At 56.3% G+C, this 23,559-nt stretch carries 17 protein-coding genes; 10 read left to right on the plus strand and 7 right to left on the minus strand.

Annotated features, from left to right (window positions below; all coding sequences use genetic code 11):
• The first annotated feature begins 589 nt into the window (after window positions 1–589).
• On the plus strand, window positions 590–3,025 hold the full coding sequence (locus ACNQFG_RS00115) for a GH36-type glycosyl hydrolase domain-containing protein (RefSeq protein WP_423405565.1): 2,436 nt from the start codon (window positions 590–592) through the stop codon (window positions 3,023–3,025).
• Window positions 3,026–3,126: 101 nt separating this feature from the next.
• Here the strand turns inward: ACNQFG_RS00115 and ACNQFG_RS00120 are convergent, their stop codons facing one another.
• Window positions 3,127–4,878: a leucine-rich repeat domain-containing protein gene (locus ACNQFG_RS00120; RefSeq protein WP_423405566.1), complete on the minus strand. Its 1,752-nt coding sequence runs from the start codon at window positions 4,876–4,878 to the stop codon at window positions 3,127–3,129.
• Between the two features lie 160 nt (window positions 4,879–5,038).
• Between ACNQFG_RS00120 and ACNQFG_RS00125 the strand changes: the two genes are divergently transcribed.
• A complete protein-coding gene (locus ACNQFG_RS00125; RefSeq protein WP_118553998.1) occupies window positions 5,039–5,371 on the plus strand; it encodes a helix-turn-helix domain-containing protein in 333 nt (110 codons plus the stop codon).
• A gap of 159 nt (window positions 5,372–5,530) precedes the next feature.
• On the opposite strand, the gene ACNQFG_RS00130 is transcribed toward ACNQFG_RS00125, so the two are convergent.
• From ACNQFG_RS00130 to glpK, 4 genes are read right to left on the minus strand one after another with little or no spacing between them, the layout of a single operon-like run.
• Window positions 5,531–5,857 carry a dATP/dGTP pyrophosphohydrolase domain-containing protein gene (locus ACNQFG_RS00130; protein ID WP_423405567.1) on the minus strand — a complete coding sequence of 109 codons (327 nt, stop codon included), beginning with the start codon at window positions 5,855–5,857 and terminating at the stop codon, window positions 5,531–5,533.
• 57 nt (window positions 5,858–5,914) lie between these two features.
• Window positions 5,915–6,649 (minus strand): PDDEXK nuclease domain-containing protein, encoded by a 735-nt coding sequence (locus tag ACNQFG_RS00135; protein ID WP_423405568.1) that lies wholly within the window; start codon window positions 6,647–6,649, stop codon window positions 5,915–5,917.
• On the minus strand, window positions 6,646–7,092 hold the full coding sequence (locus ACNQFG_RS00140) for a bis(5'-nucleosyl)-tetraphosphatase (RefSeq protein WP_423405569.1): 447 nt from the start codon (window positions 7,090–7,092) through the stop codon (window positions 6,646–6,648). The genes ACNQFG_RS00135 and ACNQFG_RS00140 overlap by 4 nt, the downstream gene beginning before the upstream one ends.
• Window positions 7,089–8,585, minus strand: coding sequence for a glycerol kinase GlpK (glpK, locus tag ACNQFG_RS00145; RefSeq protein ID WP_423405570.1), 1,497 nt, complete (start codon window positions 8,583–8,585; stop codon window positions 7,089–7,091). Before glpK ends, ACNQFG_RS00140 begins: the two co-directional genes overlap by 4 nt.
• 309 nt (window positions 8,586–8,894) lie before the next feature.
• Here glpK and ACNQFG_RS00150 point away from each other — a divergent pair, with 309 nt between their 5' ends.
• From ACNQFG_RS00150 to ACNQFG_RS00185, 8 genes are all read left to right on the plus strand, one after another.
• Complete coding sequence (locus tag ACNQFG_RS00150) at window positions 8,895–10,064, plus strand: hypothetical protein (protein ID WP_423405571.1); 1,170 nt, start codon at window positions 8,895–8,897, stop codon at window positions 10,062–10,064.
• A 1-nt stretch (window position 10,065) separates the two neighbouring features.
• Window positions 10,066–11,124, plus strand: coding sequence for a glycosyl hydrolase family 28-related protein (locus tag ACNQFG_RS00155; RefSeq protein WP_423405572.1), 1,059 nt, complete (start codon window positions 10,066–10,068; stop codon window positions 11,122–11,124).
• A 244-nt stretch (window positions 11,125–11,368) separates the two neighbouring features.
• Window positions 11,369–12,583 (plus strand): glycosyltransferase, encoded by a 1,215-nt coding sequence (locus ACNQFG_RS00160; RefSeq protein WP_423405573.1) that lies wholly within the window; start codon window positions 11,369–11,371, stop codon window positions 12,581–12,583.
• A gap of 51 nt (window positions 12,584–12,634) precedes the next feature.
• On the plus strand, window positions 12,635–13,825 hold the full coding sequence (locus tag ACNQFG_RS00165; RefSeq protein ID WP_423405574.1) for a CDP-glycerol glycerophosphotransferase family protein: 1,191 nt from the start codon (window positions 12,635–12,637) through the stop codon (window positions 13,823–13,825).
• Between the two features lie 49 nt (window positions 13,826–13,874).
• Window positions 13,875–15,260, plus strand: coding sequence for a hypothetical protein (locus ACNQFG_RS00170; protein ID WP_423405575.1), 1,386 nt, complete (start codon window positions 13,875–13,877; stop codon window positions 15,258–15,260).
• On the plus strand, window positions 15,214–16,563 hold the full coding sequence (locus ACNQFG_RS00175) for a hypothetical protein (protein WP_423405576.1): 1,350 nt from the start codon (window positions 15,214–15,216) through the stop codon (window positions 16,561–16,563). Before ACNQFG_RS00170 ends, ACNQFG_RS00175 begins: the two co-directional genes overlap by 47 nt.
• Window positions 16,560–18,386, plus strand: coding sequence for a diguanylate cyclase domain-containing protein (locus ACNQFG_RS00180; protein ID WP_423405577.1), 1,827 nt, complete (start codon window positions 16,560–16,562; stop codon window positions 18,384–18,386). Before ACNQFG_RS00175 ends, ACNQFG_RS00180 begins: the two co-directional genes overlap by 4 nt.
• A gap of 3 nt (window positions 18,387–18,389) precedes the next feature.
• Entirely contained in the window at window positions 18,390–19,286 is an 897-nt protein-coding gene (locus tag ACNQFG_RS00185) for a metallophosphoesterase (protein WP_423405578.1), read from the plus strand.
• 92 nt (window positions 19,287–19,378) lie between these two features.
• Here ACNQFG_RS00185 and ACNQFG_RS00190 read toward each other — a convergent pair whose 3' ends face one another.
• Together ACNQFG_RS00190 and ACNQFG_RS00195 are read right to left on the minus strand one after the other, a co-directional pair.
• Entirely contained in the window at window positions 19,379–21,289 is a 1,911-nt protein-coding gene (locus ACNQFG_RS00190; protein WP_423405579.1) for a hypothetical protein, read from the minus strand.
• Between the two features lie 7 nt (window positions 21,290–21,296).
• Window positions 21,297–23,396, minus strand: coding sequence for an efflux RND transporter permease subunit (locus ACNQFG_RS00195; RefSeq protein WP_423405580.1), 2,100 nt, complete (start codon window positions 23,394–23,396; stop codon window positions 21,297–21,299).
• Between the last annotated feature and the right edge of the window lie 163 nt (window positions 23,397–23,559).

Genomic DNA, 23,559 nt, shown 5'->3' on the forward strand with positions numbered 1-23,559 from the left:
TCGTCGTCCTCCTCTCAGGAACCGATTGGTTCTGAACGAATCCTAAATCGTTTTCGCAACTTCAATATAGCGCATTTCGCACCAAAAATCAAGCGCAAGAGAAAATCTTTTGTGTCGATTGCCATGATTTTGGCAGTTTGTTCGATTTTCGGCGAATCAAATTATGCAGTTTGCTCCATTTTCGCTCTCTTTCGCTCATTTTCGAATATTTTTTCGTTTCGTGCTTTCGTATCAGCGGGGACATTCTGGCAGGATCTTATTATTACTTTAGAATGGGGATTTTCTTTTCCTGTTTGGAGCCTGTGGGCCGGTTCCAGAAGGCGCAGCGCTTCCCCCGCCCCGCCTGCTTCACATGAAAAAAACTCGTTTTCTCTTCAAAATCATTACAAAATCCTTACAATTAAGCCGAGATCCGCTTCCTGCCCAGTGCGTTGTATATTTCATAAAACCACTTGAATTTCGCTGTGGAATCGGTTATCCTTAAAGCAACGTAATCGTTCTCTCTTTTCTTGCAGCGCGTTCTTAATCGTTTTCGCCTTTCTGATGGTTGCAGCGCGTTTCCTGTTTTTGCAAAGGAGGAACTGATCGTATGAAATTCGGCCATTTTGATGATGTGCATCGGGAATACGTGATCGACACGCCCCGCACGCCCCTGCCCTGGATCAACTACCTTGGCAGCGAGGATTTCTTCAGTCTTGTCTCCAACACGGCGGGCGGCTACAGCTTTTACCGCGACGCCCGGATGCGCCGCCTGACCCGCTACCGCTACAACAGCTCCCCGCTGGATATGGACGGCCACCACATTTACATCAAGGATGGCGATACCGTCTGGAACCCCGGCTGGCAGCCCACCAAGACAGAGCTGGACAGCTACGCCTGCCGCCACGGTCTGGGCTATACCATTCTGGAGGGTGAGAAGAACGGCATCCGCGCCCAGCAGGAGCTGTTCGTCCCGCGCGGCGACGCCTGCGAGATCGACCGCCTGACGCTGGAAAACAAGACCGATGCCCCCCGCACGCTGGATGTGTTCAGCTATGTGGAGTTCTGCCTGTGGGATGCCATTGACGACAGCTCCAACTTCCAGCGCAACTTCTCCACCGGCGAAGTGGAGGTCGTGGGCAGCGCCATCTACCACAAGACCGAGTACCGCGAGCGCCGCGACCACTACGCGGTGTTCTGGGCCAACACCCCGGTCACCAGCTTCGACACCGCCCGCGACGCCTTCTGCGGCGTATACGGCGGCCCCGCCGAGCCGGAAGCCGTCAAGGCGGGCCGCTGCTCCAACAGCATTGCCCACGGCTGGGCCCCGGTCGGTGCCCACCACTTCCACTTGACCCTGGAAGCCGGGGAGACCCGGACCATCCTCTTCGGTCTGGGCTACATCGAGAACCCACAGGAAGAAAAGTTCACGGCTCCCGGTGTTATCAACAAGGAGCGTGCCCATGCCATGATCGCACGCTATGCCACCGATGCACAGGTGGACGCGGCCCGCAAGGCGCTGGCCGACCACTGGGACAAGCTGCTCTCCACCCTGCAATTGCATTCCGGCGAGGAAAAGCTGGACCGTATGGTGAACATCTGGCACCAGTATCAGTGTATGGTCACCTTCAATATGAGCCGCTCGGCCAGCTACTTTGAAAGCGGGACCGGCCGCGGCATGGGCTTCCGCGACAGCTGTCAGGATCTGCTGGGCTTTGTACACATCATTCCGTCCCGCGCACGGGAGCGCATTCTGGATATCGCCGCCACCCAGTTTGAGGATGGCAGCGCCTACCACCAGTACCAGCCCCTGACCAAGAAAGGCAACCGCGATATCGGCACCGGCTTCAACGATGACCCGCTGTGGCTCATTGCCGGCACTGCCGCCTATCTGCGCGAGACCGGCGACTGGTCTATTCTGGACGAGCAGGTGCCCTTTGATAATGATGCCAGCAAGGCACAGAGCCTGATGGAGCATCTGCGCCGCAGCTTTAACTTTACCGTCACCCACCTTGGCCCCCACGGCCTGCCGCTCATTGGCCGCGCCGACTGGAACGACTGCCTGAACCTGAACTGTTTCTCGGAGCACCCGGGCGAGAGCTTCCAGATCACCGGTCCCAGCGAAGGCCCTGTGGCCGAAAGCGTGTTCATTGCGGGCATGTTCGTCAAGTACGGCCACGAGTACGCCGAACTGTGCGACCACCTGAACCTTGCCGATGAAGCCGCTGCGGCCCGCAAGGCCGTGGACGGCGTGGAACAGGCGGCCCTGACCTCTGGCTGGGACGGCGCATGGTTCCGCCGCGCCTACGATGCTTTTGGCAAGCCTGTTGGCAGCAAGGAGTGCACCGAGGGCCAGATCTTCATTGAGCCGCAGGGCATGTGCGTCATGGCTGGCATTGGCAAGGAGACCGGTCAGGCCGCGCAGGCATTGAAGAGCGTAGAGGAACGGCTGGATACCAAGTACGGTGTGGTTCTGCACCAACCTGCATACACCAGTTATCAGCTCAATCTGGGCGAAATTTCCAGCTATCCTCCGGGATACAAGGAGAACGCCGGTATCTTCTGCCACAACAATCCGTGGATCAGCTGTGCCGAAGCCGTTCTGGGGCATGGCGACCGGGCCTTTGAGGTGTACCGCAAGACATGCCCGGCCTACATCGAGGATATTTCCGAGATCCACCGCACCGAACCCTATGTTTACAGCCAGATGGTGGCCGGTAAGGATGCCCCCACCTTTGGCGAAGCAAAGAACAGCTGGCTGACCGGCACTGCCGCATGGACCTTCTTCAATGTGAGCCAGTATATCCTTGGCATCCAGCCCACGCTGGACGGCCTGAAGGTAGACCCCTGTATCCCACACACGCTGGGCGGCTTCACCGTTACCCGCCGCTACCGCGGGGCCGTGTACCACATCCGGGTCGAGAACCCTGACGCCGTGCAGAAGGGCGTGAAGCGCGTCACCGTCAACGGTTCTCCCATCCCCGGCAATGTACTCCCCATCGCCGCCCCCGGCGAGACCGTGGAAGTCACGGTGGTCATGGGATAAGTTCCCGATTTTCCTTTTTCTCATAAACGAAATCCCCGGCTCTGCAATACGCGGAGCCGGGGATTTCGTTTTGCTCGATTTATTCTTTGAACGTTTAGAAATTAGAATTTTGCATATTTATTGATGTCTGACGGCTGGGCATTGAAGTGCTTCGGAGCGTTGTAAAGTATCTTGTTGGCGCCCCTTTCCGTGTAGCCTTCAATGCTGATCTGGTTCCACATTGCCTCGCTTCCGCCATAGCAGATTTCCACATATTTGCAGTTTTCAAAAGTATAAACTTCAATTCGTGTCAGGCTGCGCGGGAGATAGACGCATTCAAGGGCTGCACATCCAGAAAATGCCGAGCGTCCAACACTGGTCACACCTTCCGGAATGGCAGTTTTATGAAGCGATTTACACTCATAAAACGCCTGCGCACCAATCGTTTTCAGTCCTTTTGGCAGAGTCAGCCTGGTCAAGCCAGCATACTGGAAAGAGTTGTCTCCAATTGTTGTAATGCTGTCTGGCAATGTGATTTCCTTTAATGCCTTACATCCCATAAAGGCTTCATTGCCGATATTTTTCACACCATTCGGCAACACGATTTTTTCCATTGCAGAGCAATTGTTGAACGCATCATATTCAATATTTACGATGCCTTCCGGAATCACAACGCTGCTCAGAGAAGTGCATCCATTGAACAGACAGCCCGAAATCGTGGTGATTTTTTTAGGAAGAGCTATGCTTTCCAGTGCAATGCACTTCTGGAACGCGTATTTTCCAATCGTCGTAATACTGTCTGGCAGATTGATGCTCGTCAACGCACTGCATCCATTGAACACCGACGGCCCAATGACAGCCAGACCGTCCGGCAGAGAAACACCGGTCAACGCCGTGCAATATTGGAAAGTGCTCTCCTTCAGTTCAGCCACCTTTTTGGGGATCGTAATTGTTTTCAACGAAGAACAGTTATAGAACGCACCGGTTCCGATGCTTGTGACCGTATCCGGAAGTGCGATCTCACCCAGCGAAATGCAGTTTTTGAATGCGCTTCCACCAATCACACGAATCGTCTTGGGAAGCGTCACATTTTTCAGTTGTTTGCAATCAGAGAAGGTATTCGTCGGAATCTCCGAAACCTCACCCACGATTTTCACACTCTGCAAACTTGAGCATTGATAGAAGGTTCCGTATCCGAGACTTGCATTGCCAAGAATCGTTGCGCTCTGAAGTGCCGCATTGCCGTCAAAGACGCCATTTTCCATCCTTGTCACGCTCTTAGGAACAACTACTTCAATCAGTGCATCTGATGCAAACGCATACATTCCAATCGTCTGCAACCCTTCCGGGAATGTTACTGCTGATAAATTTCTGCACGCATAAAAAGCCTTTGCACCAATCGACTTCACGGTATCCGGAATGACCACACTGGTAATATTGTTATCCTGATAGAAGCAGTTATTTCCAATCGCTGTCACTGTCAGCTTCTTTTCGCCTACCTTACGAGGAATGGTAACTGCACCAGAAGGCACCTTTTCGCCGGACTTGTTATAGCCGGTCAGAGTCGCAGTGCCATTGCCGTTGTCCTTGTAGGTCCACTCGATGCCATCGCTGGGTTCATCCGGTTCCGTAGGCGTTTCCGGTTCAGACGGTTCCGGTTGTTCCGGTTCTGTGGGATTTGGCGTCGGTTTTTCCGGCTCGGTAGGAGTCGGCTTTTCCGGTTCTGTCGGAGTCGTGACCGTTCCACCGCCCATCGTGTTGTTGTCCGGGTTGGACGGAGCCGGAGCTTCGCCGCCGCCCGCACAGGCCGTCAGAAGCACCGCTGCCAGCACAGCCGCCGTCACTCCACGCAAGATTTTCTTTTTCAACCGCATAGAAATCACTCCTTCGTTTGTTTTCCAAAGCGACAGTTTAACTGTATAGACTTTTTATGTCTATTTAGTTTATTCGATTATAGCATACTCCACTCTATACTGCAAGAAAATAATAAACTCTATGGTCAAAAGTTAAACCATGTAGACAAAGAGGAAATCTATGGACTATGCCGCTATAGGAAAACGAATCCGTGCACATCGGAAGCGTCTGAATTTATCGCAAGAAGAATTAGCCGAAATGGTCAACATCTCAACCGTTCATATGAGCCACATCGAAACGGGATATACGAAGCTCAGTCTCCCTGTTCTGGTGGACCTCGCCTGCGCACTGGGTGTACGAACAGACGACTTGATTTTTGATAAAGATGCCCTTGGCAAAACCGAATTGCTGGAAGAGATCACGCTGGAACTACAGGATTGCTCTAATGCCCAGCTTCTTGCCTTGCGACAAATTTTATCCAGCTCCAAAGATGCCATTTCCAAATATCTATAGCCGTTTGCATTTTTAATGTATCCGAATCATCCGCATCCTCCCCATCGCCAAAGCGGGCGAGACCGTGGAAGTCACGGTGGTTATGGGATAATTTTTGGATAGACAAACCCCCGGCCAGAGACTCCAACATCTCCAGCCGGGGGTTCTTTTTGCGCTTTCTTACCAGCGCGTCATATTCTTTTCAAACTTGGCGGTATATGCCTCTTTCAGTTCCCGCCCACTGATTCCATAACACAGCAGGACATCATTGTAATACATGAGCACATCCGCCATTTCTTCCACAAGATGCTGCCGTATCGCTGCATCTTCAACAGCAGTTTTGTCCCCGTTTTTCTTGATGATGTCGATGACCTCTCCGACTTCACCGAGCATCCATAATAGTTTATGTTTGCCCGCTTCCGGGCCGATCAGCTCCCACTTGTCTTTGTATTTTTCCTGTAGGGCCTGCTGCATCGCAAGCATTTCTTCTACCGTAAAATCGCCCATTCGCTCCTCCGTAAATTCAATCACACTTCTCGTTTCACCCAGTGTCAGGTAAACCGTTTACTTATCAGCCTGTTCTAACGCAATATCTGTCACTTCACGAAGCTTTGCCTGCAAAGCTTCTTTATCCGGCAGACAAAGTTTATAATCAGAAACCAACGTTGGAGACATACTGCGGCTCAATGCGTACTCTACCACAGCATCGTCTTTACTTGCACAGAGAACAACACCTACACTGGGATTTTCATTTGGTTTTTTCACGGTACGGTCAAGAGCTTCCAGATAAAAGTTGATTTGGCCAATATGTTCCGGCTTAAATTTTCCGATTTTTAACTCAATGGGAACAAGGCAGGACAGCGCCCTATTATAGAACAACAAATCAATATAAAAATCCTGTCCGCCGACTTGCACACGATATTCTTCTCCAATAAAAGTAAAGTCCTTTCCAAATTCCAGGATCACCTGTTTGAGATTGTGCGTAATCGCTTTTCGCAGGTTATTTTCAGAGAAATCTTCCGGCAAATCCAAAAACTCCAAAATATAGGTATCCAAAATGCTGCTGCGAATACTTTGCGGAACCGATTGCGGCGGCAATTTTTTAGAGGACAGCATGGATCGCTCATAGTACGCACTGTCCATTTGACGTTCCAATTCGCGTTTTGAATAATGTTCTTTTACACAAAGAGAAAGATAAAAATGCCGTTCTTCTGCGGATTTGGAACCAGACATAATCAGCAGATGATTCGTCCAGCTGACTTGTGTCACCAGTGGTGACACAAAGACTATCGTTATCACCCATTCAAAAACGCATCCGCCTGCCGCAGTATTTCACGGGTCGAATCAAAGGTCAATGCTTCCACGGCGTCTTCAAACGGCAGCCATTTGATCTCCCTGACCTCTTCTTCCTGAACTCTCACACTCGTGTGCTCCGCATGTGCCAGAAAGAACACCACGGTTTTCATGCAGTCCATCCTGGGAGAATACGCGATGGTTTTCCGAAAACCTTCCACAAACTCCACATCAAGACCTGTTTCTTCCCGAATCTCCCGCTCTGCCGTTTGAAGTTCTGTCTCGTCCTTCTCAACATGGCCTTTGCAAAGGGACACATGCCCTTTCTGCATCTGCTCTACAAGGTAGAACCTCGTTCCATTCTGTACGGTATAGATCACCGCACCGCAGCTTTTTTCGTATTGCATTGCGAATTGCTTCCTCTCAGCCACCGTATTGTCCCGTTTCACTCCTCATCCAGCGCCCAATGATAGGCGCAACGCACGGCCTTATTCCAGCCCTTGATGCGCCTGGCGCGCTCCTCGGCCGAGATATCCGGCAGGAAGGTGCGGTCCACCGACCAGTTCCGGACCACCTCGTCGGTGGACTGCCAGTAGCCCACGGCAAGGCCCGCCAGATAGGCTGCGCCCAGAGCGGTCGTTTCCACGCAGCAGGGGCGCTCCACCGGCAGGCTGCTGATGTCGGCCATGGTCTGCATCAGGTAGTTGTTGGCGCAGGCACCGCCGTCCACCTTCAGGGCCTTCATGGCGATGCCGGAGTCGGCCTCCATGGCGTGGAGGACGTCGTTCACCTGATAGCACAGGCTGTCCAGCGTGGCACGGATGATGTGATTTTTGTTGCAGCCGCGGGTCAGGCCCACGATGGTGCCGCGAGCGTACTGATCCCAGTGTGGCGCACCGAGGCCGGTGAAGGCGGGCACCACATAACAGCCGTTGGTGTCCTTCACCTTCCGGGCCATATACTCGGAGTCGCGGGCTTCTTCCAGCAGCCGCAGCTCGTCTCGCAGCCACTGGATGGCCGCACCGGCCACGAAGATGGAACCTTCCAGCGCATAATTCACGCTTTTTCCGCTGCTGCACGCAATGGTCGTGACAAGGCCGTTTTTCGAGACGACCGGCGTTTTGCCGGTGTTCATCAACAGAAAGCCGCCGGTGCCGAAGGTGTTCTTCGCCTCACCCGCCGAAAAGCAGGTCTGCCCGAAGAGCGCGGCCTGCTGGTCGCCCGCTGCGCCTGCAATTTTGATGCCCGAACCAAAGTGCATCGGGTCGGCCTCCGCGTAGAAGCAGCTGGACGGCATGGGCGTGGGCAGCATACAGCGCGGGATGTTCAGCTCCCGCAGGATATCCTCATCCCAGTCCAGCGTGCGGATGTTATACAGCATGGTGCGGCTGGCGTTGGTGCGGTCGGTGACATGCACTCTGCCGCCGGTCAGCTTCCAGATGAGCCAGGTCTCCACCGTGCCGAACAGCAGCCGCCCGGCCTCGGCCTTTTCCCGCGCACCGGGCACATTGTCCAGGATCCATTTCAGTTTGGTGGCGGAGAAGTATGCGTCAATGACCAGACCTGTCTTTGCCCGGAAGGTCTCGGTCAGGCCCCGCGCCTTGAGTTCGTCGCAGTAGGCGCTGGTGCGGCGGCACTGCCAGACGATGGCATGATAGACCGGCTCCCCGGTCTCACGGTCCCAGACGATGGTGGTCTCCCGCTGGTTGGTGATGCCAATGGCCGCGATGTCCGACGCGCTGGCCCCGATCTGGTTCATGGCCGAGAGCGCCACGCCCAGCTGCGTGGTCCAGATCTCGTTTGCGTCATGCTCCACCCAGCCCGGCTTCGGGAAATACTGGGTGAACTCTTTCTGAGCCACGCTGCACATCTCGCCCGCCTTGTTGAACAGGATGCAGCGGTTCGAGGTCGTCCCGGCATCCAGTGCCATGATATAGTTCATATCCACGTTCCTTTCTTACACCACATCCTCTGGGCTTCCTGGTCGTGTCTGTGTGGTTGTATTATAACGCACCGGCCGCGCGATTGCAACGCATCCGGCCCCACGCTGCGAAATCTTCAAATTTCGTATTGACAACTTCCCGTTGTTGATTTATACTGTTTTCACACACAAACGCAGCCATTTCACAACCAAAAGGAGGCGAAGTGAATGGATCGTTCCCCCTAGCGCCGTTTTCCCTGCACAGGGCAGCGTTCTGCTTTTTCCTGTTCCTGCTTGCACTTGATCTTTTTTACAGATGGGAGGTTTTCTATGATCGAACAACAAATTACGCTCTGCTCCAACGGCCGCGCCGTCCTTTCGGGCTATTCCGGCGGGCTTCTGCTTGGCTACGCGCACAACACCGGCGTCTATCGGCTGCGGGTCGTCTGCTCCGGCGAGTGGGACGGCACCACCGTTGTAGCGTTCTGGCATCTGCCCGGTCCGGCCGAGCCGCTGACCACCCTTGTGGCCGACGGGAGCGTCGAAGTGCCCGCCCTCGTCACCGCGCAGGGCGGCAGCGGGACCGTCACCTTTGAAGGCTCCGACGGCACCCGCACCGTGACCAGCGCCAGCGTCCCCTACAGGGTGCTGAGCAACTCCGGCACCACGGACCCAACCCTGCCCGAACCGGGCACCCCGGCTTGGCAGCAGTTTTTGCAGCAGGTCAAGCGAGAGCTTCGCAACGCCGCATCCGACCTGTCCGACGAGGAGCGCGGGCTCATCCTTGCGCTGTTCCGCCACGCCGTCTACGACAACGGCGAGATGCTGCCCCACTACAATGCACTGGCCGCACTCTGGAGCGGCAGCAGCCTACCCGATGTCCCGCCCACGCCCAGCCAGCCAGATCCCCCCAGCCAGCCGGACACCCCCATCGACGGCCTGCCGACGCCGCGCTATAAACTGGCGGCTCAGAAGACCTTTGTGCCGGCCGACAAAGAGTGTATCGACACCGGGATCAAGCCGTTCGCAGCCATCGACACCGGCATGAATCTGACAGTGTACGCCACCTTTACGGTGGCTGACAGTGTAGGTAATACGGTGACGACTTTGCTTGATTGCTTCAGCGATCTCACCAACGATCAGAGAGGCATCATCGTTTCAACATGGACCAACGGAACCGTGGGCATGAACATGTTCACCTACGGCAGTCACTTTGTCAAGATCGAATCCGGGAAGAAACTGAAGTTTCTGCTCCAGATCAAGGGAACGCAGTTCCGGTTCCTGTCATACGGTTCCCTGACCGAGTGGAAGAACATCCCGAACTATGCCGCGAACAAGACCGTGGATCGTTCGCTGATCCTTGGCGCTTCCTGGACCACCGCCTCAGGCGAAATTACGGACGGCAAGGCACGTTTCTTCAATGGCACGGTGTACGACTTCCAGGTATTCGACACGGCGCTGACCGACGCACAGATCACGACCCTGATGGAGGCAAACTGATATGGTATACGACCTGAATGGCACCACGCTGAGCACAGGCGGCAGTGGCAGCGGGATGCTGAACGTGCTGGACTACGGCTTCAAGGCCGACGGCACCACCGACAACCTGGCCGCGTTCAACGCGCTCATCGCCGCGCACCCGGCCGAGACGCTGTATTTCCCGAAGGGCGTGTATGCGTTTTCCGGCAAGCTGGTATTCGACCAGTGCTACATGGAACTGGACAACGCCGAGCTGAAATGCACGGCCCGCACCAAGGTGAACCGGTTCATCGAGATCCGCGGCAAGATGTACCCGCCCGAAACGCCCCAGCAGGACATGTTCATCCGGGGCAACGGCAAGGTCAACGCGAACTTCAAGGCAGATGACTGCATCGCTGTGGCACGGCAGAAATGCACCCTGCTGGACCATATCTCCATCCAGAATTTCCAGCGGTACGGCATCTGCGGCAAGTTCAACGACTCGTCTATGACCACCAGTGACGGTCAGACGGAAGCGAACCTCTCCTATGAGCTGATGGTGCGCAACTGCATGATCGAGTCCTCGCTGGACTACCCGAACGCCGTGGGCATTTATGACACCGGCGATTCGATGTACAGTGATACCGTCATCCTGAACGTGAAGACGGCGCTCTCGTGCAACGGCAGCAGCATTTTTCACAACATCCACGCCTGGTGCTTCGATTTCAACTACAGCGACAACGACACCAAAAAGGCCCTGTTGGAGAACACTGTCTTCGCATACATCCGGGGCAACGGCACCCGCTTCTCGGACTGCTACATCGACACCTACCAGAAGGGGTTCCAGTTCGGCTCCGGCCAGTATGTCGTTTACATCACGAATCTCAAATGGTACGTTGCTTCCAATACCTGGCCCACCGGCCTGACGGCCTACGTCTTCCCGGCCAGCCCGGCAGGCAAGACGATGTACAAGGTCTTCAACGCGGACATCAACGGCGCGGGCGTGACCAAGTTCAGTGATGAAGACCTGAGCAAGCAGACAAACTGCCGCTGGTATGGCATCGTGCACAACCTGAGCGACGCACCGAGCACGCTGCAATAAATTTTTGAACGCACTTTACGATCTTTGACCGAATATCCACCCCTGACGAACCGTGGGCGCGGAAGATGCCATTCCGCCGCTCACGGTTTTTTGCGGTTTTGGGCCGTTTGCCCCGCCAAATTGCGGTGATTTTGTGAATACATATTGCAGGAAAAGAGGGATGATGCTATTATTAAGTTGTTTATTTGTACCTATTATATAGGAATCCTCCGATTCTACTTTTCGTAACGAAAGGCTGGACCCTGTGAAGATCTTATTCGTCAATAAATTTCTCTACCCCCGCGGCGGTGCAGAGACTTACTTCCTCAAAATCGGCGAGGAACTGACCCGCCGGGGCCACGAGGTCGAATATTTTGGCATGTACGACGAAAAAAACACCGTCGGCAATGCCCTGCACCTCGCCACCACCAATATGGACTTCCACAACGCCGGGCCGGAAAAGCTGCTCTACCCCTTCCGCATCCTCTACTCGTCTGAGGCAAAACGGAAGCTGAAGCAGGTCATCGGGCAGTTTCAGCCCGACCTCATCCATTTCAACAACATCAATTTCCAGCTGACGCCTTCGGTCATCTGCGCCGGGGCGGAATGCGGGGTGCCCATGGTTCAGACAGTGCACGATGTGCAGATGCTCTGCCCCAACCACATGATGATGGAGTTCAACTCCAAAAAGCTCTGCGAAGCCTGCATGGGCAAAAAAAGCAAGTGGCCCTGCGTGAAAAAGCGCTGCATCCACGGTTCGCTGCCCAAGAGCCTCATCGGTGCCGTGGAAGGCACCCTTTACGAGTGCAATCACGTCTATGACAAGATCGACCGCTTCATCTGCCCCAGTGCGTTTCTTGAGAAGAAGCTCCTCACTGTCCCCCGCTTCCGGGGCAAGACGGTGATGCTGCACAACTTTCTGAGCCGGGTCGCTGCGGCTGCCCCTGCCGAAAAGGGAGATTACGTCCTCTACTTCGGCCGCCTCTCGGAGGAAAAGGGCATCGACCGCATCCTCGAAGTCTGCAAGCTGCTGCCGGACATTCCCTTCGTCATCGCGGGCAGCGGCCCCATGGAGGATCTGTGCAAAAACTGCACCCTGCCCAACGTGAAGTACGTCGGCTTCCAGACCGGCAAAGCGCTCGAAGACCTCGTAGCCGAGGCGCTGTTCACCCTGCACCTGTCCATCTGGTACGAAAACTGCCCGCTGTCTCTGCTGGAATCCCAGTCCCTCGGCACCCCGGTGCTCTGCAACCGGATCGGCGGCATCCCGGAACTGGTGGAAGAGGGCCGCAACGGCATCCTGAACGACACCTTCACCCCGGCCGCCTACGCAGAAAAGATCCGGGCACTCTATGCAGACAAGCCCCTGCTGGCCGAGATGTCGGCCCACTGCATCCAGAAAAAAGACCGCATGATGACGCTGGAGCGCTACTGCGACCAGCTGCTGGCACTGTATGGCGATGTGATGAAGAAAGCCTGATGAATCGGAATTTTCTCTATATTATCAACTGAATGTAAAGGAACGACGTCTATGAACGATCTGCTGCGAAAGACCCGGCGCGCCTTCCATCTCCTGCGGGAACTCCTGAAATATGAAACTGCCACCTGCTGTGCTGCCGTTCTGAAGTGCTGGAACAAGGATTACCGGCATGTCTGGCTCGTCTCTGAGCGGGGCCGCGAAGCGCGGGACAACGGCTACCACATCTTTGCCTACCTGAACCGGGAGCATCCTGAATTGAACAGCTGGTTCGTGGCAGACCCCACCCTCTCGGACTATGAGCGGGTGCAGGCGCTGGGCCGGGTCGTGCCCTACCGCAGCTGGAAGCACTATCTGCTCTGCGCCGCATCGGAAATGAAGATCAGCACCCATGTGCTGGGCTACACCCCGGAGATCGACAGCTACTACATGCTCGACAAGCTCCATGTGGTCCATGGCCCCCGCGCCTTTTTGCAGCATGGGGTCATCATCGACGACATGAAATGGTATCACTACCCCAACATCCGCACCGACCTTTTCGTCTGTTCCCTGCAAAAAGAACGGGATTTTGTAGAATCCGCCTATCATTATCCAGCTGGTATTGTCAAACGGCTGGGTCTGTGCCGGTTTGACGCCCTGCTGCGCCCCCACGAGACCAAGCGCCAGCTGCTGCTGATGCCCACCTGGCGCACCTACGCCATCGAGCGGAAGACTCAGGCCGAGTTTGAGCAGAGCGACTATTTCCGGCACTGGCAGGATGTCATCTCCAGCCCGGAGCTGGAGGCGCTGCTGGAGAAGCACGGCTATGAGGCCGTCTTCTACCCTCATTTCGAGGTGCAGCGTTTTCTGAGCAGCTTCCACACCGCCAACCCGCGGGTAAAGATCGCAGCGCTGGGTGAGGCCGATGTGCAGACCCTTCTGATGGAATCCGCCGTCATGGTCAGCGATTTTTCCAGCGTACAGTTCGATTTTGCCTATATGAAAAAGCCCCTCCTCTATTACCAGTTCGATGAGGCGCAGTATTGGGGCGTGCACCACGACGTCGGCTACTTCAGCTACCGGGACGACGGCTTCGGGCCTGTGGTCACCGAGCAGGCAGCGCTCTTCCGGGAGCTGGACGGCGCTCTGGCCCAGAACGGCACGATATCCCCCTTCTACGCAAAGCGTGTGGACGCGCTGTTCGACCAGGTGGATGACCAGAACTGTGCCCGCAACTATCAGGCCATCGTGGAGCTTTTGAACTGAACGAACGCGAAGAGCCGCGGCTTGCCCGCAGGCTCGCACAGGAGGGCAGATGCCAAGTTTTATGAAACTACTCTTTGGGGGATATGGCAGCGGAAACTGGGAGTATCTTGCGCAGCATGGAGGAACACAATTCCTGAAGCGGAAACCGGCGCAGCGGCCGTTCTGGCTGCCGCTGCTCTACATTGCCATGATGGGCATCGGGTTCTGGTACCGCGGCATGGGCCTGCCCTGGTTCATGAAGTACCTGGTGCAGGCCGCCGTGGTCGGCCTGGCCGCCTGTTTTCTGCTCATCACCGGAGACTTCAACCGATTGCCCCTCATCGGGGAATATCACATCATCTTTCTCATCCCCTTTGTGATGATGGCGGCGTGGTCCATGCTTGTCTGGTCGCTGGATTTCCAGCAGCTGAACTACATGTCCCGCGGGTGTTCCACCATCCTCTACCACATGATCTCGCTTACCTCGATGTGCGCAGCGGTGTATCTGTTCGGCGGCAAAGCCATCGACTACACCTTCTACGGCATGTGCATCGCCAATGTCTGCATTCTGGTGTTCGACAGCCTCCGGCCCTACGGTCTGAGCGAGTTCATCACCGGCTTCATCGCCTTTGCCAAATCCGGCGGCGTGGACACCAATGCGCCCATCAAGGCGCTGGAAGTCCACGACCTGACCTTCGGGTTCGGGCTGATGGTCCTCTATTACGCCCTCTTTGAAAAAGGTTGGCGGCGGGTCGTCCATCTCACACTGGCGGCGGGCTTCTTCTATCTGGGTCTCAAGCGCATCGCCCTCATCGGTATGCTCGGCGTGCTGTTGATGCACCTGTTCATCACCCGGCTCAAGCCCAAGGGGCAGAACTTTGTGCTCCATTCCATCTCCATCTTCGCCATCGCCATCTGCCTGTTCTACGTCTTCTTCATCTGGTCGGGCCTGTTCAGCTGGACGGTGGACACCCTGGGCATCGACACCATGGGCCGCGAGGGCCTGTACGAAGCCTTCACCGACCTATATTCCTTCAGCCCCACGTTCCGCGGCTACGGCATCGGCTGGGTCACGCGGTATATCAGCATCATGAACGCAGCGGGCATCGGCGTCTTTGGCACCCACGACTTCGGCGGGATGCACAACGACCTTGTGACCATGTACATTGAGCTTGGCTTCTGGGGCTTTTCCTTCTGGATCTGGCTCAGCTGGCAGGGCAAGGTCGTCTGGTGCCAGAAGCAGTACGGCACCGAGACCGCTTTCCTGCTGTTGTACTGCACCATTTATGCGTTTGTGACCTACGCGACCGACAACACCGCCTTTTACTGCTATATGAACACGATCTTCATGCTGCTGCCCATCGGCCACGCCATGAAGCAGCTGGATCGAAACGAGGTGATCTACAACCATGCCATCTCCCAAAACAAACCAACCGAACCGCCCGCAAAAAAGTAAGTTCTGGGCGCTGGTCGAGCTTCTCTTCCAGGGGCTGTGGAAGCACCGCCTCCTCTACCTGGCCCTCATCCTTCTGGTGATGTGCTCCACCAGCTTTGTGATGTACCACCTGAAAGCCCGCACCGCAAAGATGATGATCGCCCTGAACTACGAGGAAGCCACCAGAGGGCTTTACCCCAACAACACCCGGTTCAACATCTCGCTCATCAAATCGGACGACGTGCTGGACCGCGCCATCGCGAAGGCCGGCCTCGAAGGCCAGGTCACCGCGCAGGATATGGCTGAAAACATCACGGCCTGGGCTTCCAACGTCAACGGAATGCAGCTGCCCTCCGACACCACAAACTACAAGATCGCCACCACCTACACCATCACCTACGAAAAGAACGACGAGATCGGCCCCCGCATCTCGGCCAGAGATATGCTCAGCCTGATCGTCGAGTCCTACAAAGAGGCCTTCTACGAGGACTATACCTACGTCGAGATGGGCATCTCCCCCGATTGGTCCGAGTGCGACAAGCAGGAGTACATGGAGATCGGCTCCTTCTTTGAAAAGGAGTGCCAGAAGCTCCACCGCTTCCTGAACACCAACGCCAAGGAGAACGGTACCTTCCGCTCCGAACTCACCGGCGAGACCTTCACCTCTCTGCGCCAGAAGGTGGACAATTTCACCAGCATCGACCTTGAAAAATACGATTCCTATGTTTTGCAGAGCGGCCTCTCCAAAAACCGGGAGCGCTACATCAGCAAGCTGGAATACCAGAACTTTCTGAAGAACATCAGCTACCAGAAACTCATGGCCGAATACCAGAACCGCCTGCACACCATCGAGATCTATGACTCGGCCCTGACTGCCGTTGTTCTGATCCCCACGCTGGACACCCAGAACAACTTCTATATGTCCCGCACCAAGGTCGCCATCGACTACCAGGCCTCGGCAGCCGAGAGCGCCAACGACTCCGCCAACGATACGATGGCCATCATCCAGAAAAACGAATACGCCATCCGCCAGATGAGTGCCCAGACGGCCAATACGCCTTCCAGCATTGCGACCGCCGAGAGCATGATTCAGGATATGAAGCAGAAGCTGGAGAATCTCATCGAGACCTCCCGGATCCTCAACAAGGAATACATCCGCTACAAGACCAAAAACTACCTGACCATCAGTTTTGAGAAACGTTCTCTGGCCGACGAACTGAGCATCAAGTGGATGATCCTGACCGGCGGTGTCACGTTCTGTGCACTCTGCGCCAGGGTCCTCGCCAAGAGCAAAGTCATCCGCGATAAGGACAAAACGAAATGAAAAGCTTTAACATCATCCGATATCTGAAAAAATGGTGGCCGCTCATCGCGCTGATGTCGTTCTGTGCGGGTGTGTTCTTCATGCGCTATGCCACCAGCAATCAGGCCTATACGGCGCAGTCCATCATCAAATACAACTACTCCCAGGCCGAGGACGGCAAGACCCCCAGCGGCGGCGAGCTGGATGTTTCGGAGATCTTCTCTTCCTCCGTCGTCAAGCAGGCCATTGAAAATCTGGACCTGACCGTCAACGTGGATACCATCCGCTCCGGCGGCACGGTCACCCCCATCGTGCCCGACGATGTGGCCAAGACCCAGGCGGCCAAAATTGAAAAAGGTGAGGACGTGGAGGAATACCAATCCACCGAATACCTCGTCACGCTCTCGCTCAGCAGCAATTACGACACCGAGTACGCCCGCACCATGCTGGATGAGATCCTGAGCTGCTACTTTGCCAGCTTCGGCGAAAAATACGTGGACTATTACACCATCCCCAACAATGCCTCTGCGCTGGACGGCCATGGCTACGACTACCTCGAACAGGCGGAGATCCTGAAAAACACCGTTTCCGAGATCTCCTCCAACCTCATCAACTGCCAGAAATCGCACCCGGAGTTCATCTCTTCCCACACCGGGATGTCTCTCTCGGACCTGCTCGATGAGTACAACTACGTCGGCGACGTTGAGATCCCCTATCTCTTCTCCGAGATTTTGGGCGGCAAGCTGACGCAGAACCGGGAAGTCCTGCTCAAAAAATACCAGGAGCGCTACAACACCTACATCATGGAAGGCGATGTGGACACCGAGAAGGTCGCCGCCGTACTGGAAGTCATCCAGAGCTACGGCAACAAGAACAAGGACGGCTCCCTCTACTACCAGAAAGGGGCCCGGACCGGCACCGAGGATGACGCCGGCGGCTTCGTGCTGAGCGAGGTCTACGAGTATGACACCAAAGTAGACCGCACCACCGTCTACGACACCCTCATCAGCGACTACGTGACGATCCTGAACCGCAAGTCCAGCAACGTCATCGACGCTGCCTACTGCCAGTATATCATCGGCGTGTTCCAGGATGCAGCCGACTCCACGGACGTTTCCAGCGAGAACAAGGCCTTCTCCCAGCAGTCTGTGGAGCAGGAGATCGACGCCCTGCAGAGTCAGCTGAACTCCCTGTATGAGAGCCTCTCCATCACCATGAAGGAGTACAACGAATACTGTGGCGCGGTCAACCTGGGCGTTCTGGCCAGCACCACGGTCAGCGAGAAGATCAACGTCAAGCTGTATATCCTGCTGGGCGTTGCGGTCTTCTTCATCCTGGGCGTCTGCGGTGCCATCCTGCTGGGCCGTATCCAGGACTTTGTGGAATACATGTTCTTCACTGAGCAGTCGCTGGATATGCCCAACCGCACCGCCTGCGATCTGTTCATCCGGAACAACAGCGGCCGCGTCCTGCCGGACGATACCGTTTGTGTGGTGGTGGAGCTGGCCAACCTGAGCCAGATCAACACCGCCTATGGCCGCGAACGCGGCAACGCGATGCTGGGCCAGTTTGCCGGCTTCCTGAAGGAAGCCTCGGCCACCTGCGGCACCGTCTATTACAACGGCGGCCAGCAGTTCATCGGCTTCTTTGACCAGTGTCGGATGGAGGACGCCGAGAGCTTTGCTGATTACTTCCACCGCCTCATCGCGGCCTACAACGCCGAGAGCACCGAGGCCACCTACGCATATACCATCGGCATTTCGGAGAGTAAGGCCAACAATGCCTATTCCATCCGCACGCTGCTGCGTGAGGCACTGCGCTCTAAAACCAGACAGGAGGGATAATCTTTGGCTTCTCAATCGGAACCCCGCAAGGCCCGCTTCGGCCTATTGAAAAAAATCGTTCTGGGCATCTTTCAGTTCGTGTTGGGGCTGGCGGTGCTGCTGGCGGCCCTGTGGGGCATCTTCACCCTTATTGCAAAGCATCAGAGCTTCGTCGAGAGCTACTATCAGGTCCAGTCCGACAAGCTGACCTCGAACGTCCGGGTCGTTCAGCTGTCCGATCTGCATCTGCATGAGTTCGGCGACCACAATGCGGATCTGATCGAGCGGATCACCGCGCTCAAACCGGACATCATCGCCATCACCGGCGACATGAACGACAAGCTGGTGGACGACTATTCCATCGTCACCGACCTGTGCGAAGAGCTGGTCAAGATCGCGCCGGTGTACTACGTGCCCGGCAACCACGAGTGGCCCAAGATCGTTTTTCACAACTCCCCCATCGGGACAGATCTGGAGGCCATCGGCGTCCACTTCCTGGCAGACGAGACTGAGACGCTGGAGGTGAACGGCAACACCATCGCCATCGGCGGCGTGGCCGAAGCACCCGCTTCCTACGAGCGGTACGCCAGTGCATATTTCGAGAGTTTTGAGCAGCTGGATGCCTTCAAGCTGCTGCTGGTCCACTACCCGGAATATTTTCTGGAGGACGGCTTCTTCTCTGACGTGCCGGTCGATCTGGCGCTCTGCGGCCACGCCCACGGCGGGATGATCCGCATCCCCGGCATCGGCGGGCTTTACACGCCGGATCAGGGCTTCCTGCCAACGCTGACCGAGGGTCTGCACCAGATCGGCGACACCTCCCTCGTCATCAGCCGCGGTCTGGGTGACGGCAAGGGTACGCCGGTCCCCCGCATCAACAATCCGCCGGAGCTGGTCATCGTGGACATCAACTGGTTCTGAGAACGTTCTATCCTGCCAAATGGCAGCAAAACGCCCCCTGGTATCGCTGCGATACCAGGGGGCGTTTCTGTTTTACTTCTACTTCAAAGTGTTCAGAACTTGAACAGGTTCACGATGCGCTGCCACAGGCGGGTGAAGAAGTTGCCCTCCTGGGTGGTGGTCTCGGCCACAGCCGTATTCTCGGCAGCGGCCACGGTTTCAGCGGTCTTGTAGACGAACTTCACGTTGGAAGAAGCGCCTTCCGGTGCACCGGCAAAGCTGGTGTAGTCGTTCAGGCGGCCGGTCATCTCGTCCAGCACGGTCTTCAGGCCATGGAGCTGATCCTGATCCAGCGCGCCGGTCAGCTTGGAGATGCCTTCCTCGTTGAACTGGTTCAGACCATCGTTCAGCTGGGTGGCACCGTCGGTCAGCTGGCTGACGCCGTTGTTCAGGGTGTTCACGCCGTCATACAGGGTCTTGGTGCCTGCAGCCAGCTGTGCGCTGCCATCCTTTGCGGAGTGGGCACCGTCGGCCGCAGTGGCGACACCGTTGGTGTACTGGTTCACGCTGGAAACAAAGAACTGGATCTGAGAAAGGCTGGTCTTCAGGGCGCGGACGCTGGCAATATCGTCGCTGTTCTCGGCCTGCAGCTTGAGCTCCTCGTGGGCGATCTGCTGGGCGTCGGCATTGGTCAGCAGCTGCACCAGACCGCAGATCATGGAGGGGTCGTAGCTCTGCATCAGGCGGAGGGCTGCTTCCAGATCGTGGTTCGTCTTGGTCGCGGACAGATACAGGGCCAGATCCAGCTGGCTGTCCTTGAAGCTGGGAGCCTGCTCCCAGATGGTGCGCACCATCTTTTTGCGGGCAGCGGCCAGCGTCTTGTCGTTCATGGTCAGGACTTCGTCGATGACGGCTTCATAATTGTCCCAGGTCATAGGGGTGTCGATCAGGCCGCCTTCCTTCAGGGTCTTGTTGGCAGAAGCCAGCACACCGTCCGCCACCTGCTGCGCACCGGCGTTCAGTGCTGCATTGTTGGCGCTCAGGGTGTCCAGACCGTTGGTCAGCTGGCCAAGGCCGTCGTCCAGCGTGGCAACACCGGTCTTCAGCTGGGATGCACCATCCAGCAGAGCCAGCGTACCGCCGGCCAGCTGCGAGACGCCGTCTTCCAGCTGGGAAGCGCCGTCCATGAGCTGGCTCATGGCATCGTTCAGCTGGTTGATGCCATCGGTCAGGTCGTTGATGCTGCTCAGGTCAAACACATTGTCCGTGCCCAGAGCATCGGGGCTGGTGGCTGCGGCCAGCATGATCTGCGGAGCTGCCAGATCTTCCACATCGGCTTCCACAGTCACGGTGTCCTGCAAATAATCTTCCACCGTGGACAGGTCCTCCGGCAGCAGGCCGGACAGGGAATCCTTCACGCCCGGCAGGGTGACGAATGCGGCCACGTTGCTCTTGGCGGCAGACTCGATCACGCCGTGCTCAGCGGTCACATTGGAGACGTCCTCCCCAAAGATGACGCCCACAGCGGTGATCAGCGGAGTGACGATGGTGCGGTCCTTGCCGTTCACGTTCACGGTGCCGGTCTCGTTGTTGGTCAGGTCGATTTGAATGGTCAGGTGGCCGCTCTTGCCCATCAGGTTCTCCAGGCTGTCGGTCACGCCATCCAGCGTATAGGTGACTTTGGCCGAGATGGGCAGGTCACGGTCGGTGGTCCCTTTATAATAGACGTCGGTGTCGTTGGTGTTCCACACCAGCTCTTCCCCGTTCTGGGTGAACTCGGCATCGCTCTCAGTGTTCTGGATGTCGGTCAGGGAAGAAACATCGGTCACACCGGACAGGCCGTTGGCGTTGTACAGGTGCTCGCTGACGGTGGTGCTCTTGATGGAGCCGTCGCCGTTCATGACCGCGTAGACGTTCTCAGACTTGGCAAAATCGGACTTGCCTGCGGCAAAGGCAGGCATCGTCATGCTGGCGGCGAGAGTCAGCGCCAGCGCCGCACTGGCGAAACGAAGCGATTTTTTCATAAGGTAATTACTCCTTTTCAGACTTCTTGGCGGTGGCGGATTCGGGTACCATCCACTTGAGGGTGGTGTGGCGGATGATCCAGTCGCACAGCATCAGGGCTGCGGGCAGCATCACCAGAATGACCACCATGCTGATCAGTGCGCCGCGGGAGATCAGCAGGCAGATGCTCTTCAGCAGCTCCATCTTACTGATGGCAGCCACACCGACGGTGGCGGCAAAGAAGGTCAGGCCGCTGGTCAGGATGGACTGGCTGCAGTGCTCCAGCGACTGCTGGGCGGCTTCCTTCGGGGTGCGGCCAAAGGCGCGCTCCTCGTGGTAACGGGTGGTCATCAGGATGGAGTAGTCCACGGTAGCACCCAGCTGGATGGTGCCAATGACGATGCTTGCAATGAAGGGCAGCTGCGTACCGGTGAAGTACGGGATGCCCATGTTGATGGCGATGGCGGCTTCAATGCTGGCCACCAGCAGCGCCGGGATGGAAATGCTCTTGAAGGAAACGGCGATGATGACCAGAACGGCCATGATGGACCAGACGTTGACGTTCTTGAAGTCCACATCTGCCACTTCGATCAGGTCTTTCGTCATGGCGCCCTCGCCGGTGATGACGCCCTCGGGGTCAACGGTCTTGATGAGGGAAATCATCTCGTCCAGCTGGTTGTTGATGGCATCCGTGCCGGTCTTATAGGAGCTGTTGGCAAGGATCAGCTTGTAGCCGCCGGACTGCAGGATCTCCATGATGCTGTCGGGAAGCAGCTCGGTCTGGAAGCCCGGGCCGGTGATGGAATCCAGACTCACGACCTGCGTAATGCCATCCACGTCCTTGAGTTCATCGCACAGGTCGCTCACCTCGGTGGCAGTCAGGTCGTCATGCACCAGAATGAAGTGGCTGGTGGTCATGCCGAAGTCCTCGCCCAGCTTGTTGGTGCCCACGATGCCGGTCAGGTCCTGCGGCAGGGAGTCGAACAGGGTGTAGTACACCTCGGTCTTGTTCTGCGCGATGGCAAAGGGGATGAGGATGAGGATAAAGATAACCACGATGGGCACCGAGTGGTTGGAAACAAAGTAGCTGAGCTTTTTCAGCTTGGGGATCACGGTGCGGTGCTTGTACTTTTCCACCCATTTATCAAAGGTAAGGATCAGGGAGGGCAGGATGACCACGGTGCAGATGACGCCGAGGGCAACGCCCTTTGCCATGACAAGGCCGATATCGCGGCCCAGCGTCAGACGCATGGCACACAGTGCCAGGAAGCCTGCAATGGTGGTCAGGCTGGAAGCAGAGATGGAAGTCATGGTCTTGCAGATGGCGCTGGTCATGGCCTCCTCGTTGGAAGAGCGCAGCTCCTTCTCTTCCTGATAGCGGTGCAGCAGGAAGATGGAGAAGTCCATCGTGACACCCAGCTGCAGCACGGTGGCTAGTGCTTCGGTGATGTAGCTGATCTGGCCCAGAAAGATGTTGGTGCCGAAGTTGTACGCAATGGGGAACAAAAGACCCAGCATGAACAGCAGCGGGGTGATGGTGCTTTCCAGCGAAAGGAACAGCACCAGAAGGCTGGCACCCACGGCGATCAGGATGTACATGGGCATTTCCTGATTGACCAGTGCCTTGGTGTCCTGCAGGATAACGCTCATACCGCCGAAGAAGCAGTCCTTGCGCAGCAGCTTTTCGATCTGAGCGACGGCTTCCATGGTCTCGTCGCTGGCGCTGGGGGCGTCAAAGCGGACGATCAGCATGGTGGAATCGTTTTTGCCGAACATGAACTGCTGTACATCGGCGGGCAGCATCTCGGTGGGGATGCTGGGGTCGATCACATCGCTGAGCCAGAAGGTCTGGGTCACGCCGGGAACAGCCTCGATGTCCTTCTTCATGGCGATCAGTTCGTTTGTGGGTAAGCCTTCTACCGTGATCATACCGGTGGAGGCCAAATGGAAATCGTCCTCAAGGGCTACCTCGCCGATCATGGAGTCCAGATCCTGCGGCAGGTAGGTGAGGATGTCATAGTTGATGCGGGTAGCAATTGCGCCGATTGCGGAAGGGATCAACAGCAGGAATGCTACTGTCAGGATCAGCTTGCGCAGCCGCACAATGCCCTGTGCGATCTTTTTCATGAGAACCCTCCATTGAAATGTTGGAACAGAATTGGCGCTCAAAAATGACTCGCAGTCACTTCTGAGCAAGCACTATTATAACCAGCTGGCGGAAAGTGTCAAGACAAAAACTGACCAAACGTCAGTTTTTTTATCATCCACTGAAAATTGTCTAACACCGATC

It is taken from the genome of Faecalibacterium prausnitzii, assembly GCF_049532945.1.
Lineage (GTDB): Bacteria > Bacillota > Clostridia > Oscillospirales > Ruminococcaceae > Faecalibacterium > Faecalibacterium prausnitzii_N.

What these genes read in the sequence shown, in the direction of transcription:
- ACNQFG_RS00115 (WP_423405565.1), top strand. Translation starts at nt 590, where the DNA reads ATGAAATTCGGCCATTTTGATGATGTGCATCGGGAATACGTGATCGAC.
- ACNQFG_RS00120 (WP_423405566.1), bottom strand. Translation starts at nt 4,878, where the DNA reads ATGCGGTTGAAAAAGAAAATCTTGCGTGGAGTGACGGCGGCTGTGCTG.
- ACNQFG_RS00125 (WP_118553998.1), top strand. Translation starts at nt 5,039, where the DNA reads ATGGACTATGCCGCTATAGGAAAACGAATCCGTGCACATCGGAAGCGT.
- ACNQFG_RS00130 (WP_423405567.1), bottom strand. Translation starts at nt 5,857, where the DNA reads ATGGGCGATTTTACGGTAGAAGAAATGCTTGCGATGCAGCAGGCCCTA.
- glpK (WP_423405570.1), bottom strand. Translation starts at nt 8,585, where the DNA reads ATGAACTATATCATGGCACTGGATGCCGGGACGACCTCGAACCGCTGC.
- ACNQFG_RS00150 (WP_423405571.1), top strand. Translation starts at nt 8,895, where the DNA reads ATGATCGAACAACAAATTACGCTCTGCTCCAACGGCCGCGCCGTCCTT.
- ACNQFG_RS00155 (WP_423405572.1), top strand. Translation starts at nt 10,066, where the DNA reads ATGGTATACGACCTGAATGGCACCACGCTGAGCACAGGCGGCAGTGGC.
- ACNQFG_RS00165 (WP_423405574.1), top strand. Translation starts at nt 12,635, where the DNA reads ATGAACGATCTGCTGCGAAAGACCCGGCGCGCCTTCCATCTCCTGCGG.
- ACNQFG_RS00170 (WP_423405575.1), top strand. Translation starts at nt 13,875, where the DNA reads ATGCCAAGTTTTATGAAACTACTCTTTGGGGGATATGGCAGCGGAAAC.
- ACNQFG_RS00175 (WP_423405576.1), top strand. Translation starts at nt 15,214, where the DNA reads ATGCCATCTCCCAAAACAAACCAACCGAACCGCCCGCAAAAAAGTAAG.
- ACNQFG_RS00180 (WP_423405577.1), top strand. Translation starts at nt 16,560, where the DNA reads ATGAAAAGCTTTAACATCATCCGATATCTGAAAAAATGGTGGCCGCTC.
- ACNQFG_RS00190 (WP_423405579.1), bottom strand. Translation starts at nt 21,289, where the DNA reads ATGAAAAAATCGCTTCGTTTCGCCAGTGCGGCGCTGGCGCTGACTCTC.
- ACNQFG_RS00195 (WP_423405580.1), bottom strand. Translation starts at nt 23,396, where the DNA reads ATGAAAAAGATCGCACAGGGCATTGTGCGGCTGCGCAAGCTGATCCTG.